Origin of the sequence: Streptomyces sp. NPDC127117, assembly GCF_042677325.1 — a bacterium.
In the GTDB taxonomy this organism is placed as follows: domain Bacteria; phylum Actinomycetota; class Actinomycetes; order Streptomycetales; family Streptomycetaceae; genus Streptomyces.
Genome location: NZ_JBHXTM010000034.1, coordinates 14,392 through 29,571 on the forward strand (window position 1 = coordinate 14,392; position 15,180 = coordinate 29,571).

The window sequence follows — 15,180 nt, forward strand, 5'->3', positions numbered from 1 at the left end:
GTGAGCAGCGAGAACGCAGACGCCGTACAGGAGCACGAAGAGTCGTCCGTGTGGGATGTCGTCGTAGTCGGCGGCGGACCGGCCGGAGCCTCGGCGGCATACGCGGCGGCGGTCGCCGGCCGGCGGGTGCTGCTCCTCGAAAAGGCGGAGCTTCCCCGGTACAAGACATGCGGCGGCGGCATCATCGGGTTTTCGCGTGATTCGCTGCCGCCCGGGTTCGAACTGCCGTTGCGGGACCGGATCCACGCGGTCACGTTCTCGCTCAACGGCAGGCTGGCACGGACCCGCCGCTCCAAGCGGATGCTCTTCGGGCTGATCAACCGCCCGGAGTTCGACGCGGGTCTGGTCGAGGAGGCGCAGAAGGCGGGCGCCGAAGTGCGCACCGGCGCGACGGTGACGAGGGTCGAGCAGCACGGTGCCTCGGTGCCCGACCGGCGCACGGTCGCCGTGGTGCTCTCCGGCGGCGAGACGGTCCTGGCCCGCGCGGTCGTCGGTGCCGACGGCAGCGCGGGGCGGATAGGGGCTCATGTCGGGGTGAAGCTCGACCAGGTGGACCTCGGCCTGGAGGCCGAGATCCCGGTTCCGGCCACGGTCGCGGAGGACTGGGCGGGGCGGGTGCTGATCGACTGGGGCCCCATGCCCGGCAGTTACGGCTGGGTCTTCCCCAAGGGCGATGTCCTGACCGTCGGTGTGATCTCGGCGCGGGGCGACGGGGCGGGGACCAAGCGGTACCTGGAGGACTTCACCGCCCGGCTCGGCCTGGCCGGCTTCGAGCCGAAGATCTCCTCCGGCCATCTGACGCGCTGCCGCAGCGACGACTCGCCGCTGTCGCGCGGGCGGGTGCTGGTGTGCGGCGACGCCGCGGGGCTGCTGGAGCCGTGGACCCGCGAGGGGATCTCCTTCGCGCTGCGGTCGGGGCGGCTGGCCGGTGAGTGGGCGGTCCGGATCGCGGAGTCGCACGACGCGGTGGACGCCCGCCGGCAGGCGCTCAACTACGCGTTCGCCATCAAGGCGGGCCTCGGCGTCGAGATGAGTGTCGGACGGCGCATGCTGAAGCTGTTCGAGCGCCGTCCCGGGGTGCTGCACGCGGTGCTGACGGGATTCCGCCCGGCCTGGAACGCCTTCGCCGGAATCACCCGCGGCACGACCTCGCTCGGCGAACTGGTCCGTACGCATCCGCTGGCGCAGCGGGCGCTGAACGCGATGGACCGCTAGGGCGCGTCCGGCGGATCAGGGCCGGGGCGCGGTGCTGATCCGCCGGACCGGCCCTGGTCGCTCCTGCCGAACTGCCGTCCGCCCGGCCGCACGGTCAGCTCTCCACGGAGATCCGGAAGACGGGGTGGTCCGGGCAGGCCGCCAGCAGTTCGGCGTCCGAGGACTTCGCGGTGACGCCCTGGAAGTAGTCATTGACCTCCCAGCCCCACCGCTCCAGGTAGGTGCGGATGACCAGCGACTTCTGCTCGTCGTCCGCGATCTCCACGGCGGTGAAGCTCCGGACCTTGCGGCCCACCCGCAGCTCGCCGCCACCGGCCGCCCGCATGTTGCGCACCCACTGGGAGTGGCCGCGGGCGGAGACGAGGTACTGCGCGCCCTCATGGGTGTGGGGGTTCACGGGCACCCGCTGCATCTGCCCGCTCTTGCGGCCGCGCACCGACATCTCGGCCGAACCGAACATGCTGAGGCCATGGCGGGCGAGCCAGCCGACGATGCCGTTCATCCGGACGTTGAGGGCGCTGCCGCGGAGGTAGTACGGCTGAGACATGGTGACTCCCCAAGGTTTTGAGAGCGGTGCTCTCGCTTGAGATCAGTGTGCACGGGATGGGTGCTCATAAGCAAGAGCACCGCTCTCGTTATTGGTCGGTGCTCTGCTTCCGTGGCAGACTGCTGCCCATGAGCACTGTCCGAGGAGCCAGGGAACGGGCCCGCATCGAGGTCACCGCCGCCATCAAGGACGAGGCGAAGAAACAGCTCGCGGCCGAGGGCGCCGCGAAGCTGTCGCTGCGCGCCGTCGCACGGGAGCTCGGCATGGCGTCGTCCGCCATCTACCGCTACTTCCCCAGCCGGGACGAGCTGCTCACCGCCCTGATCGTCGACGCGTACGACTCCGTGGGCGAGGCCGCCGAGGCCGCCCACCGGGCCGCCGCCGAGACCGCCGGCCACCTTGCCCGCTGGATCGCCGTCACCCGCGCCGTGCGCGACTGGGCCCTCGCCCACCCCCACGAGTACGCCCTGATCTACGGCTCGCCGGTGCCCGGCTACACCGCACCACAGGCGACGATCGGCCCCGCCTCCCGCGTCGGCCTCGTCCTGATCGCCGTGGTCGCGGACGCCCACCGCACGGACGGCCTGGCTCTGCCGCCGCTCGCCGGCGATCTGCGCGCCGAGGCCGCGCGGATGGTCACCGAATTCGCCCCGGACCTTCCCCCGGAGGCCGCCCCCCCGCTGATCGCCGCCTGGGCGCAGCTGTTCGGGCTGATCTCCTTCGAGATCTTCGGCCAGTTCCACCGGGTGGTGGAGGCCCGGGAGGCCTTCTTCCGGGAAGCGGTCACCGAGATGGCCCGCACGGTCGGCCTGCCCGCCGGCGACGGCTGAGGGCTCTCCCGTACGACGTACTCCCCGGGGAGTACGGGTGATGACCACGCCCGGCTGACGCCCCGGACACGGCCCGCGGTCTAGCGTGGCCGGCATGGAAGAGCAGCGCTCACACGGAAGCGGCGGCGGTCCACCCTGGGCGCACGGCGAGCCGCCGCGGTGGCTGACGGGGGCGCCCGGAGGGGCCGCCGCCCGGCTGCCCTGGCCGTCGACGATCCTGATCGGCGCCGTCGTCATGATCGGCTCCACCATCGCGGCCCGGGGGCAGATGGACGAGCGGGCCCCACTGGACCTGTTCGCACGGCTGCTGCTCTTCCTGGCCGTCGCCGTGCTCCTGGTGCGCCACCGGCACCCCGTGGTGGCCGTCTTCGGCAGCTCGACCGCGGCGATGATCTATCTGGCGGCCGGGTATCCGTACGGTCCGGTCTTCCTGGCCGTCGCCGTGGGCTGCTTCAGCGCCGTCGTCGCCGGACACCGGCGGGCCGCCTGGTCGGCCGTGGGCATGGTGTGGCTGGGGCACGTCCTGGTGGCGCACTGGCTCTACCGGTGGCTGCCGCCGTCCGACGACCACCCCGCCGCCTGGGGGCAGGAACTGGGCATCGCCGCCTGGGTGGTGGCCATCATCGCCGCCGCCGAGCTCGTACGCGTACGCCGTGAGCAGTGGGCGGACCGGCGGGCGGAACGGGAGGCCGCGGAGCAGCGCCGGGCCGACGAGGAGAGGCTGCGGATGGCGCGCGAACTCCATGACGTACTGGCCCACAGCATCTCCGTCATCAACGTCCAGTCGAGCGTGGGGCTCGCGCTGCTGGACTCCGACCCCGAGCAGGCGCGTGCGGCGCTGACCACCATCAAGGCCGCCAGCAAGGAGGCGCTGGGCGAGGTCCGCCAGGTCCTCGACACCCTGCGCACCCCCGGCGACGCGCCTAGGGCCCCGGCCCCCGGCCTCGACCGGCTCCCCGAGCTCGTCGAGCAGGCGGCGCACACCGGACTGACCGTCACCGTCGAGACCGAGGGCGAACGGCCGGCCGTGCCGCCCGGTGCGGATCTCGCCGCCTTCCGCATCGTGCAGGAGGCGCTGACCAACGTGGTCCGGCACTCCGGATCGCGTACCGCACGGGTCGGGATCGGCTACGGGCCCGGCCGCATCCGGCTCCGGATCGACGACGAAGGACCCGCCACCGGCGGCGACGCCGGAGGCAGCGGAAACGGGCTGGCGGGGATGCGGGAGCGGGCCGCCGCGCTGGGTGGCACGATCGAGGCGGGCCCCCGGCCCGACGGCGGCTTCCGGGTGCGCGCCGAGCTTCCGCTGCCGTCCGGCACGGCGGCACACGAGGAGGAGACACCGTGATCCGCGTACTGCTCGCCGACGACCAGTCGCTTGTCCGGGCGGGCTTCCGGGCCCTGCTGGACGCCCAGCCCGACATCGAGGTGGCCGGGGAGGCCGCCGACGGCGCGGAGGCCGTGCGCCTGGTGGGTGAACTGCGGCCCGACATCGTGCTGATGGACATCCGGATGCCACATCTCGACGGCCTCGCCGCGACCCGCGCCATCATCGAGGACGCCCGGCTGAACGAGGTCCGGGTGGTCATGCTCACCACCTTCGAGCTCGACGAGTACGTCTTCGAGGCGATCCGGTCGGGGGCCTCCGGCTTCCTGGTCAAGGACACCGAACCGGAGGAACTGCTGCGCGCCGTACGGGCGGTGGTCGGCGGTGACGCCCTGCTGTCGCCGGGAGTCACCCGGCGCCTGATCGCCGAGTTCGCGGCCCGCTCCAAGGAGCCCGCGTCGGCGACCGGGCTGCGCGAGCTCACCGAACGGGAGCGGGAGGTGATGGCGCTCGTCGGCATAGGTCTCTCCAACGAGGAGATCGCCCGGCGCCTCGTCGTCAGCCCGCTCACCGCCAAGACCCACGTGAGCCGCACCATGGTGAAGCTGGGCGCCCGCGACCGGGCCCAACTCGTTGTGCTCGCCTACGAGTCGGGGCTGGTGCGGCCGGGCTGGCTCGGCTGACCCGGGCGCCGACGGAGCCTGCCGCACCATACGGATGCGGTGTCCGGCCGATGGGCAAGCACCCCGGCCGGACACCGCACCGTCCCCCTCGCCCGGTGGTCAGTCCCGCACGGACACCTTCCGCGCGGTCGTCGTCGCCCCGGCCTCCGCCACGCGGTCCATCTCGGACGACGCGACCAGCACGGAGTGCTGGACGGGCCGGCGGCGCCGCAGCCCGGTGAGCGTGATCAGCAGCCCGGCGAACGCGACCACGGTCACCACGACCAGGCCGGGCCGGTAGCTGTCCAGGACCGCCTGACGCGAACCGTCGCCGCTGCCGTGCGCGGTGATCACCGCGGTCACGACCGCGAGGAAGATCGCTCCGCCGACCTGGATCGAGGTGTTCAGCAGGCCCGAGACCATGCCCTGCTCGTCGTCGTCCACCCCGTTGGTGGCCTGGATGTTGAGCGAGGGGAAGGTCAGCGCGCAGGCCGCGCCGAGCAGCAGCATGGACGGCAGGATCACCACGGCGTACGAAGGGGTGAGAGTGATCCGCAGGAAGAGCGCGTAGCCGACGACGAGCGAGGTGAACCCGGCCGCGATGACGCGCGGTGTCCCGAACCGGTCCACCACGTCACCGATCTTCGTGGAGGAGAGGGCGACCAGCACCCCTGCGGGCAGGAAGGCCAGCGCGGTCTCCAGCGCGGACCAGCCGAGCAGCGACTGCATGTACTGGGTGACCAGGAACTGGAAGCCCACATAGCTGCCGAAGAACGCCGCGGCGCCCAGCTGCGCCCTGACCTGGCTCCCGGAGCGCAGCACCCCGAGGCGGATCAGCGGGTTCGCGGTGCGCCGCTCGATGGTGACGAAGACGGTGAGCAGTACGGCGACGGCGAGGAACGACAGCAGCGTGCGGGCGGAGGTCCAGCCGACCTCCGGCGCTTGCACGACCGTGAACACCAGCAGCAGCATGGCGCCCGTGCCGGTGACGGCGCCCGGCAGGTCGTAGCCGCGGTGGGTGTCCTCGCGGTCGCTGTGCGGGATCAGCTTGAGGCCCGCGATCAGGGCGATCAGCGCGATCGGGGCGGGCAGCAGCATCGTCCACCGCCAGGACAGCTGGGTGAGCAGGCCGGAGAGGACCAGCCCCATGGAGAAACCGGTGGCCGCGCAGGTGGTGTAGATGGACAGGGCGCGATTGCGCTGCGGGCCCTCCTTGAACGTGGTGGTGATGATCGAGAGTCCGGCCGGCGCGGTGAACGCGGCGCTCAGCCCCTTGATGAAGCGGCTGGCGATCAGCAGCGGTCCGGAGTCGACGAATCCGCCGAGCAGCGAGGCGAGGGCGAAGACACCGAGCGCGATGAGGAAGACCCGGCGCCGGCCCAGCAGATCGGCCGCCCGGCCGCCGAGGAGCAGCAGTCCGCCGTAGCCGAGGATGTAGCCGCTGACGATCCACTGGAGCGTCGAGGTGGTCAGTCCGAGATCGTCGGCGATGGACGGCAGTGCGACGCCGACCATGGAGACGTCGAGGGCGTCCAGGAACATCGCGGCGCAGAGCACGAGGAGCGTGCCCCACAGGCGCGGGCTCCAACGCGCATGGGAATCGGGGACGTTGAGCGGAGTGGTCATGCGGAGCACAGTACATGCACGTGCATTGAATGCAAGTGCATTTAATGTCGGTGCAACAATCGGTGTCATCTCTGCTAACGTGCGGTCATGGCAGCGAACAAGTCCGAGCGGGTGCTCGTCGACGAGTGGCGGGACATCCTCGCGCTGCACGCCAGGACGCTCTGTGAGCTCGACCGTGCGCTGCACCGGCACGGCCTCGGCGCCAGTGACTTCGAGGTGCTCGATGTGCTGGCGGAGGGCACGTCCGAGGACGGCGGCTGCGCCTATCGCGTGCAGGAGCTGGCCTCCCGGGTCCATCTCAGCCAGAGCGCGCTGTCCCGTCTGGTGGCGCGGCTGGAGAAGGACGACCTGGTACGCCGGGGGATGTGCAGCGAGGACCGGCGGGGCGTCCAGGTGGAGCTGACCGCGAAGGGCCGGGCGCGCCATGCCGAGGTGAAGCCGCTGCAGAGGTCGGTGCTCGCCCGGATGCTCGACGGGGCGGCGGAGTGAGCGCGACGCAGGTCGCCGTCACGCTCCGACGGGCTCCGGCCCCGGCGGTCAGGACCAGGTGATCGCGGAATTCGCGCGCCAGAACCTGGCGGGCTCGGCATCGCCCGACACGGTGACCGCGGCGAGCGGCAGCCGGTTCCAGAGCGTCAGGTAGAGCTCCTCGGCCGACGCGGTCAACTCGCAGTCGACGGGCCCCTCTTCGGGTGCTCCGTCCGCCCGTACGACCCGTGGCGGCTCGGGCGAGAGATGTACGGTCCAGCAGGCGTCCGCGTCCGTGGCGCGCACCCGCAGGGAGCGCGGCGCCGGGGTGCGTACCCGGCTCTTCGGGCGGGCGTGGAGCCCGCACAGCAACTCGTCGATCCCGTCCACCGCGTGAGCGGCCGTGACCGGTGACGGCCGCCCGCCCCGGGCCGACTCCGCGTCCACCCGGTGGATCGCGGTCTCGTGCGCCTGGCGCCGGGTCCAGAAGGCCAGGGGCGATGGTGCCGGCAGGAAGCTCCAGCACTCCAGCCCGGCCGGTGCGCCGTCCAGGGCGTCCACCAGGAGGTCGTGGCCCTCGCGGAACCAGTCGATCAGCGCCGGCCCGTCCAGGTCGGGCTCCCCGCCGTCGGGGTGGTACGAGGTGTGACCCTCGACGACGAACGCGGTCGCCCAGCGGTGCACCATCCCGGTGTGCCGCAGCAGATCGCGCACCCGCCACTGCGGACACGTCGGCACCGCGGCATCCGTCCCCGCCTCCTGCGCGGCGGCCGCCAGCAACCGGCCCTCGGCAGCCAGGGACTTGATGTGGTCCGTGATCTCCATGGCTTCGATTGTGCCAGCGGTCCGGGCGTCCCGGCACGGTGATTCAGGCCACCGGCGCATGGGTCGCGTTGCGTGCTCCGTACCCCAGCGCCGCGGCCGCGGTGGCCAGCAGTGCCACCGTGGTGAGGGCCACCGGGAGCGAGAACCAGTCGGTCAGGAAGCCGATCGCGGGGGGCCCGAGCAGCATCCCGCCGTAGCCGAGCGTCGACGCGGCGGCCACCCCGCCGGGCCCGGCCAGTTCACCGGCCCGGCCGACCGCGACCGGGAAGATGTTGGCCAGGCCGAGACCGGTGACGGCGAAGCCGAGGAGGGCCGGCCAAGTGGTGGGGGCGAGCGAGCCGAGCAGCATTCCGACGGCGGCCGTCGCACCGCCCACGACGAGAGTGCGGGTCTGGCCGAGCCGTTCGAGCAGTGCCGTGCCGCTGAGCCGGCCCGCCGTCATGGCCAGCGCGAACAAGGAGTAGCCGGCCGCCGCGACGCCGGGGTGGGCGTGCAGGTCCTGCTCCAGGTGGAGCGCGCCCCAGTCGGCCAGTGCGCCTTCGCCGTAGGCGGTGCACAGCGCGATCAGGCCGAACAGGAGCACCAGCCGGCGGGCCCTCCCGCTCGGCCGTCGCGGTGCCTCGGCGGCACCGGCCCCGACCGGGGGCCGGGGTGCCGGGTGGCGCAGCAGCGCCGGTCCCGCCACCGCCGTGACCAGGAGCCCGACCCCGGTGAGGATCAGGAGATGGGTGGCGGGGGAGAGGCCGCCCGCGACCAGCCCGCCGAGCCCGGCGCCGATCATGCCGCCGAGGCTGAAGGCGGCATGGAAGCCGGGCATGACGGGGCGCCTCAGAGCGGCGACCAGATCGACGGCGGCGCTGTTCATCGCCACGTTCATCCCGCCGTACGCGGCACCGAAGACCAGCAGGACCAGGCCGAGCGTGAGCGCCGAACGGGTCTGCGCGGGCAGGGCGATGGAGAGGGAGAGCAGGACGCCGCAGACCACGGTCACCGGATGGCTGCCGAAGCGTCGGCACAGCCGGCCGGTGAGCATCATGGTCACCACGGCCCCGGCGGACACCCCGAGCAGGGCGAGGCCCAGGGTGGCGGCGGAGGCGCCGGTCTGGTGCTTGATGGCCGGGATGCGGACCACCCAGCCGGCGAAGAGGAAGCCGTCCAGGGCGAAGAACACGGTCAGGGCGGTACGGAGGCGGGCCGACGGAGGTGCGGCGGTGTCTCCGCCCGGTCCCCCCGGCAGGACCGTCCGCAGTTTGTTTAGTTGCGGCACAAACTCAGCATAGGGGCGCCGGGACAACGGGCGCAAGGCGGCCGTCCTCCGCTTCCGGGAGGCTTTTCGTCCGGATCCGCCCCGGTCCGGACGAACGGCTCGCGGCGCGTGTCCGTGAAGTCCCGCCGTACGTCCGCCAGGTGTGGCCCGCGGTGTCGGGTGCCGGCCGGGCGTCGAGGGGAGCGCGGGCCGGGCAGGCTCTCCGGACGCGCCCCCGGCGCACAGCCGTGCCACCGGGGCGTCGGCCGTACCCCCGGACCGTGGGAGACTCGCCCCCATGAACGGCAAGGTGTCCACCACCCGGACAAAGTTGGAGAGAGGCCGCAGCGCGCTCGGACCCGCGCTGGAACTGGTCCACACCGGACGCGCGCCCACCCGCGCCGTCCTCACCTCCGAGCTCGGAGTCACCCGGGCGACGGCCGGTGCGGTCGCCGCCGAGCTGGAGGCGCTCGGCCTGATCCAGGTCGACTCCCGGCCCGGCTCCGCCGCCGGCTCGCAGGGCCGCCCCTCGCACCGGCTGTCGGTCCGGCAGTCCGGTCCCGTCGCCATCGCCGCCCAGGTGCACGCCGACGGATTCCGGGCCGCGCTCGTCGGGCTGGGCGGGCGGCTGGTGGCCACCGCTCCCGGCTGTGTCGCCGTCACGGCGGACCCGGCGCAGGTCATCGGTGAAGTGGTCGACGACTGCGCGCGGTTGCTGCGGGACAGCGGGCTGCGCTGCGTCGGAGCGGGCCTCGCGGTGCCGTCGGCGGTCGCCGAACCGGAGGGCAACGCGCTCAACCCACTGCACATCGCGTGGCCGGCCGGTGCGCCGGTGAGCGAGATCTTCGCCGACTGTGTGCGTGGAGCGGGCATCCCGGGCCCCGCGTTCACCGGGAACGACGTCAACCTCGCCGCGCTCGCCGAACACCGGCACGGTGCCGGCCGGGGCGCCCAGCATCTGCTCTGCGTGGCCACCGGGCACCGGGGAGTGGGCGGCGCCCTGGTCCTCGACGGCCGCCTGCACACCGGGAGTTCGGGGCTGGCGCTGGAGGTGGGGCACCTCACGGTGAACCCGGAGGGGCGCCCCTGCCACTGCGGCGGGCGCGGCTGCCTGGACGTCGAGACCGACCCGCTGGCCTTCCTCGTCGCCGCCCGGCGCGAACCCGGCCCGGAGGAGTCGCTGCTCAAGCAGGCCGGCGACCTGCTGCGCACGGAGTACGCGGACGCGGCGGTACGGGGCGCGGCCGAGGAGCTGATCGACCGGCTCGGCCTCGGGCTCGCCGGCCTGGTCAACATCCTCAACCCGGACCGCATCATCCTCGGCGGACTGCACCGCGCCCTGCTCGACGCGGACCCGGAGCGGCTGCGTGCGGTGGTCGCCGACCGCAGCCTGTGGGGGCGGAGCGGCAGCGTCCCGATCCTGCCCTGCACGCTCGACCACAACAGCCTGGTCGGCGCGGCGGAACTGGCCTGGCAGCCGGTGCTGGACGACCCGCTGGCCGCGCTGGCCTGACGGAGCGGGGCGGTGCGGGCCTCGGCCGCCGTACCGCCTCCGCGGGTGTCCGAGGCCGTACGGGACTCAGCCCCCGGCCGGGTCCGAAGACGTCCGCCGGCGAATGCCTGCGGAGGCCGTACGGGTAGCCCCCGGCCGGGTCCGAAGGGCTTCGCCCGGCGAACCCCCGTGCCGGGTCGGCCATCACGATCGCTTCCAACGCCCGCTTCCCCAGGGTCCGTTCAAGGCGGGGGCGCAGCCGGCGCAGCAGAAACGGCATGCCCGGGTGCCAGGCACGGTCGTGTCGCCGCCCAGCATCAGCTGTCCGCCGAAACCGGCCTCGGTGAGCGCGGCCGACTGCTCGGGCAGCCGCCGGTCCGTCGCGTGGTCGGCCCGTGACGGCCCGTCGAACGCCAGGAACGACCCCGCCGCCTCGCGCTGCACCGTGCTGTCCAGCGAGCGGCTCGACTGGCCCGAGGACAACGGCCCGCGGGCCGCCCTCCAACTGCTTGAAGATCAGGTCCAGTACGTCGAGGGCGGCCGTGCCCAGCTCCAGGTGGACGGCGATCGGCGCACCGGTGCGGTGGTGTGCGCCCTCTGCCGCCATCATCGTGGACCGGGCATGGCCGTCGATGCCGTGAAAGGCAGTCGCCGGCGACCTTGATCAAGCCCGCACACATGCCCGTCGAGCAGATGCCCTCGGTCGGCTCCGCGACGAAGAGCCCGGCGAGGCGGCCACCCGGACGGCCGGTCAACTCGGCGTGACTGTAGGCGGCTTGATGCGATCCGGTCGCCGCCACCACATGCGAGCCCGCCGAGCGGGCAGCCGCGCAGCACCTCGCGCTCGCGCAGAAGGTACGCGGAGATCCGCTCGTGGGCCGTAGCCGGGCCGTCCAGGAGCAAGCCGGCCGTCTCACGCGGTTCCGCGGCCGTACGCCGGGTGGCCTCGATCAGACGGTCCGCGGTGCTCATGGTTCGACTGCACACACCAGTAGGTACACAGCTCCGGCGGACCCCTCGCCGACGGGAGCAGCCGCTGCGGCGCCACGTACTCCCGAGGGGGTACGCGCACGGCCGCTGGCCGTACGACGACTCGCAAGCCTCTCTCCGCGAGGCTCGGAAGCGTCAGGAAAACCTGAACACCAACCCTGAACCGAGGGAGCCGACCGAGATGAACACCCTGGCGTACAGCGGTGGACCCGGGCCCTGGATCCTCCTCTTCCCGCTCTTCTGGGCGGCCGTCGTCATCGGCGGCGTCACCCTGCTGCGCCGTACCGCGTGGCGCGGCCGACGAGGACCCTGGCAGGCCCGGGCCGCCGGGGAAACCCCCGCCGAGCCGTCACCGATCACCCTGCTCGGCCGGCGCTTCGCGGCCGGCGAGATCGACGAGGACGAGTACTGGCGCCGGCTCTCCGTCCTCGACGAACAGTTCGGCCGCGGCAGCAAGGGAGGCGTGGCATGACCACCACCGTCCCCACCTCCGAACCCTCCTCCGCCCCCACTCCCGTCCCCGCCGCCCGGGTCGTCGACGCCGTGAAGCTCTACGGCGCGGGCGAAACCCGGGTCAGGGCACTGGACGGGGTGAGCGTCGACTTCCCGGCCGGACGCTTCACCGCGATCATGGGGCCCTCCGGATCCGGCAAGTCCACCCTGATGCACTGCACCGCCGGACTCGACACGCTCACCTCGGGCTCCGTCTTCATCGGCGGCACCGACATCAGCGCACTCGACGACCGCAGGCTCACCCTGCTGCGCCGGAGCCGGATCGGCTTCGTCTTCCAGTCCTTCAACCTGCTGCCGACGCTCACCGTCGCCGAGAACATCACCCTCCCCCTGGACCTGGCGGGGGAGCGGCCCGACCGCGACTGGCTCGACACCCTCATCGACACCGTCGGGCTCCGCGACCGGCTGCACCACCGGCCCGGCGAACTGTCCGGCGGACAGCAGCAGCGGGTGGCGGTGGCGCGGGCCTTCGCAGGCAGCCCCGATGTCGTCTTCGCCGACGAACCGACCGGCAACCTCGACTCCCGCTCCGGCCAGGAAGTGCTCCGGCTGCTCGGCCACACCGTCCGGCAGACCGCCCGTACGGTCGTCATGGTCACCCACGACCCGGTCGCCGCCGCCCACGCCGACGAGGTGGTCTTCCTCGCCGACGGCCGGCTCGTCGACCGGATGCCCGACCCCACGGCGGAGCGCGTGCTCGACCGCTTCAAGTCCTTCGCCCCCCACCCCTCGCGCAGGCGGTGACGGCATGAACGGCACCCGCGCCTCCGTACGCCTCAGCATCTCCTCGCTCCGCGCCCACAAGCGCCGCTTCGCCGGCACGTTCGTCGCCGTCCTGCTCGGCGTCGCGTTCCTCACCGGGACGCTCGTCATGGGCGACACCCTGAGGGCGAGCTTCGACACCATGTTCGGCGACGCCAACGCCGGTACCGACGCCGTCGTGCGCGGCGCCGACGTGATCACCGTCGCCGGCGAGACCCAGGGCACCCGGCAGCCGGTGAGCACCGCACTGGTGGAGCGGATCGAACGGACCCCCGGCGTCGCCGCGGCGGCCCCCGACATCCAGGGCGCCGGCCAGCTCATCGGTGCCGATGGCAAACCCATCGGCGGCCAGGGCCCGCCCACCCTCGCGGGCAACTGGATCGACGACCCGGAACTCAACCCGTACCGGCTCGCCGCCGGACGCGCCCCCGCCGCCCCCGGTGAGGTCGTCATCAACCGGGGCGCCGCCGACCGGGGCGGGCTCAGGATCGGCGACACGACCGTGCTGCGCACCCCCGACCCCGTACACGTCAGGATCGTCGGACTGGCCACCTTCGGCGGCCAGGACGGCATGGGGCAGGTCACCTTCACGGCCATGACACAGGCCGACGCCGAGAAGTACCTGACGCCGAAACCCGGCGAGGCATCGACCATCCAGGTCCGCGCCGGCCCCGGCACCGGCCAGCGGGAACTCGTCGACGCGCTGCGGCCCGTGCTGCCCAAGGGCGTCGAGGCCATCACCGGACAGGCGGCGGCCACCGAGAACCGGGACATGATCTCCGGCGCCTTCCTCGGCCTGTTCACCACACTGCTGCTGGTGTTCTCCGGGATCGTGCTGCTCGTCGCCACCTTCTCCATCCACAACACCTTCGCCATCGTCGTCGCCCAGCGGACCCGGGAGAACGCGCTGCTGCGCGCCATCGGCGCGGCACGCCGTCAGGTCGTCGCCGCGACCCTCGTCGAGGCGACCGCGGTCGCGGTGATCGCCTCCGTAGCGGGCCTGGCCGGCGGCATCGGTATCGCCGCCGGGCTGCAGGCCCTCTTCCCCGCCGTGGGATTCCCGTTCCCGGACGGTCCACTGGTGATCGGCGCCGTCTCCCTGCTGCTGCCGCTCGCCGTGGGTGTCCTGGTCTGCCTCGGTTCCGCGCTGCTGCCCGCCCTCCGGGCCGGGCGCACCGCGCCGCTCGCCGCCCTGCGCGAGAGTGCCGTCGACGACTCCGGGGCGTCCCGGACCCGGGCCGTCACCGGGCTGGTGCTGCTGGTGGTCTCCGTCGGCGCCGTCCTGACCGGCATCCTGGCCGCCCCGTCGGTCCGGCTGTCGGCCGCCGGTGCGGTGGCGGCGCTCGCCGCGTTCGTGATCCTCGGCCCGGTCGCCGCCACGTACGCGGTACGGGCGCTCGGCGCCCCGCTCGGCCGGCTGCGCGGCGTCACCGGCGGGCTGGCCCGGCGCAACGCCCTGCGCAGCCCACGGCGGACCGCGTCCACCGCGACCGCGCTGATGATCGGAGTCGCCGTGGTCTCCGTCTTCACCGTCTTCGGCGCCTCGCTGAAGGCCACCATGAACCGGACCGTCGACCGGTCCTTCGCGGGCGATGTCGCCATCAGCGCGCCCGCCTTCGGCGCGGGCGGCAGCGGACTGAGCCCCCGCCTCGCCCAGGCCGTCGACCGGCTGCCGCAGGTCGCGACCGCCGTCGGCCTCGGCAAGGGGGTCGCGGAGGTCGACGGCGCGGGACGCGCCCTGACCGTCACCGACCCGGCCGCGCTCGGCAGGGTCTTCGACCTGGGCCGGGTCGACGGCTCGCTGACCGGGCTGGGTACGAACGGGATCGCCGTCTCCGCCACCGAGGCAGCCGAGCGCGAGCTGCGCCCCGGATCCCCGGTCCGGCTCACCTTCTCCGACGGCACACGGCAGGCCTTCACCGTCCGCGCCGTCTACGACCGGTCGGAACTGGCGGGCGACTACGTCATCACCCGCCGGGCCTGGGCCCCGCACCGCGCACAGGACTCCGACTCGCTGATCGCCGTCTCCTTCGCGCCCGGGGTTTCCACCGCCGACGGCAGGGCGGCGGTGGCGAGGACCGCGGCGGCGTACGGCAACCCGGACGTACAGACCCGCGGCGAGTACGCGCAGTCATCGGCCGGCGGCATCGACATGATGCTCACCCTGGTCTACGCCCTGCTGGCACTCGCCGTACTCATCGCCCTGCTGGGCATCGCCAACACCCTCACCCTGGCCCTGCACGAACGCACCAGGGAGCTGGGCCTGTTGCGAGCCGTGGGACAGACCAGGAGCCAGCTGCGCTCGATGGTCCGCTGGGAGTCCGTGCTGGTGGCCGGGTTCGGCACGGCGGGCGGACTGCTGCTCGGCGGCTTCCTCGGCTGGGTGCTGGTCGAGGCGTCCGCGGGCGACACCGCCGTCGCCTTCGACCTGCCGCCGCTGCGGCTCCTGGCGGTCGCTCTCGTGGGGATCTCCGCCGGAGCGCTGGCGAGCCTCGGCCCGGCGCGCCGGGCCGGGCGCCTCGACGTACTGCGCGCGATCGCCGCCCAGTAGCGCACGAAGGGAGGGGCGGGGGGGCGGGCGCCGCGCGAGCCCGCCCCCCCGCCCCGCCCGCGCCCCCCCCCCCCCCCCCACCCCCCCCCCCCCCCCACCCCCACCCGCCGCGCGAACCCAAACCAC

At 73.4% G+C, this 15,180-nt stretch carries 14 protein-coding genes; 10 read left to right on the top strand and 4 right to left on the bottom strand.

Features of this window, described 5'->3' with window-relative positions:
- Window positions 1-1,215, top strand: coding sequence for a geranylgeranyl reductase family protein (locus tag ACFVH0_RS26720; RefSeq protein WP_385824206.1), 1,215 nt, complete (start codon window positions 1-3; stop codon window positions 1,213-1,215).
- Window positions 1,216-1,309: 94 nt separating this feature from the next.
- On the opposite strand, the gene ACFVH0_RS26725 is transcribed toward ACFVH0_RS26720, so the two are convergent.
- Window positions 1,310-1,762: a nitroreductase family deazaflavin-dependent oxidoreductase gene (locus ACFVH0_RS26725; RefSeq protein ID WP_385824111.1), complete on the bottom strand. Its 453-nt coding sequence runs from the start codon at window positions 1,760-1,762 to the stop codon at window positions 1,310-1,312.
- 128 nt (window positions 1,763-1,890) lie between these two features.
- On the opposite strand from ACFVH0_RS26725, the gene ACFVH0_RS26730 reads away from it, so the two are divergent.
- The 3 genes from ACFVH0_RS26730 (at window position 1,891) to ACFVH0_RS26740 (ending at window position 4,602) form a co-directional block, all read left to right on the top strand.
- Entirely contained in the window at window positions 1,891-2,592 is a 702-nt protein-coding gene (locus ACFVH0_RS26730; protein WP_385824113.1) for a TetR/AcrR family transcriptional regulator, read from the top strand.
- A gap of 94 nt (window positions 2,593-2,686) precedes the next feature.
- Window positions 2,687-3,940 (top strand): sensor histidine kinase, encoded by a 1,254-nt coding sequence (locus ACFVH0_RS26735; protein ID WP_385824115.1) that lies wholly within the window; start codon window positions 2,687-2,689, stop codon window positions 3,938-3,940.
- Entirely contained in the window at window positions 3,937-4,602 is a 666-nt protein-coding gene (locus tag ACFVH0_RS26740) for a response regulator (protein WP_385824117.1), read from the top strand. Before ACFVH0_RS26735 ends, ACFVH0_RS26740 begins: the two co-directional genes overlap by 4 nt.
- Before the next feature lie 99 nt (window positions 4,603-4,701).
- On the opposite strand, the gene ACFVH0_RS26745 is transcribed toward ACFVH0_RS26740, so the two are convergent.
- Window positions 4,702-6,207, bottom strand: a complete 1,506-nt coding sequence (locus tag ACFVH0_RS26745; RefSeq protein ID WP_385824119.1) for an MFS transporter — start codon at window positions 6,205-6,207, stop codon at window positions 4,702-4,704.
- 87 nt (window positions 6,208-6,294) lie between these two features.
- On the opposite strand from ACFVH0_RS26745, the gene ACFVH0_RS26750 reads away from it, so the two are divergent.
- Window positions 6,295-6,696 carry a MarR family winged helix-turn-helix transcriptional regulator gene (locus ACFVH0_RS26750; RefSeq protein WP_385824121.1) on the top strand — a complete coding sequence of 134 codons (402 nt, stop codon included), beginning with the start codon at window positions 6,295-6,297 and terminating at the stop codon, window positions 6,694-6,696.
- Window positions 6,697-6,744: 48 nt separating this feature from the next.
- On the opposite strand, the gene ACFVH0_RS26755 is transcribed toward ACFVH0_RS26750, so the two are convergent.
- On the bottom strand, window positions 6,745-7,500 hold the full coding sequence (locus ACFVH0_RS26755) for a maleylpyruvate isomerase family mycothiol-dependent enzyme (protein ID WP_385824123.1): 756 nt from the start codon (window positions 7,498-7,500) through the stop codon (window positions 6,745-6,747).
- A 43-nt stretch (window positions 7,501-7,543) separates the two neighbouring features.
- Window positions 7,544-8,767, bottom strand: a complete 1,224-nt coding sequence (locus tag ACFVH0_RS26760) for an MFS transporter (protein ID WP_385824125.1) — start codon at window positions 8,765-8,767, stop codon at window positions 7,544-7,546.
- 277 nt (window positions 8,768-9,044) lie between these two features.
- Between ACFVH0_RS26760 and ACFVH0_RS26765 the strand changes: the two genes are divergently transcribed.
- From ACFVH0_RS26765 to ACFVH0_RS26785, 5 genes are all read left to right on the top strand, one after another.
- Window positions 9,045-10,259 (top strand): ROK family protein, encoded by a 1,215-nt coding sequence (locus ACFVH0_RS26765; RefSeq protein WP_385824126.1) that lies wholly within the window; start codon window positions 9,045-9,047, stop codon window positions 10,257-10,259.
- Between the two features lie 322 nt (window positions 10,260-10,581).
- A complete protein-coding gene (locus ACFVH0_RS26770) occupies window positions 10,582-10,902 on the top strand; it encodes a hypothetical protein (protein ID WP_385824128.1) in 321 nt (106 codons plus the stop codon).
- A 507-nt stretch (window positions 10,903-11,409) separates the two neighbouring features.
- The gene (locus ACFVH0_RS26775; protein ID WP_385824130.1) at window positions 11,410-11,700 is read left to right on the top strand and encodes an SHOCT domain-containing protein; all 291 of its coding nucleotides are present in this window, start codon (window positions 11,410-11,412) and stop codon (window positions 11,698-11,700) included.
- On the top strand, window positions 11,697-12,485 hold the full coding sequence (locus tag ACFVH0_RS26780) for an ABC transporter ATP-binding protein (RefSeq protein WP_385824131.1): 789 nt from the start codon (window positions 11,697-11,699) through the stop codon (window positions 12,483-12,485). Before ACFVH0_RS26775 ends, ACFVH0_RS26780 begins: the two co-directional genes overlap by 4 nt.
- 4 nt (window positions 12,486-12,489) lie before the next feature.
- Entirely contained in the window at window positions 12,490-15,054 is a 2,565-nt protein-coding gene (locus ACFVH0_RS26785; RefSeq protein ID WP_385824133.1) for an ABC transporter permease, read from the top strand.
- Window positions 15,055-15,180: the final 126 nt, after the last annotated feature.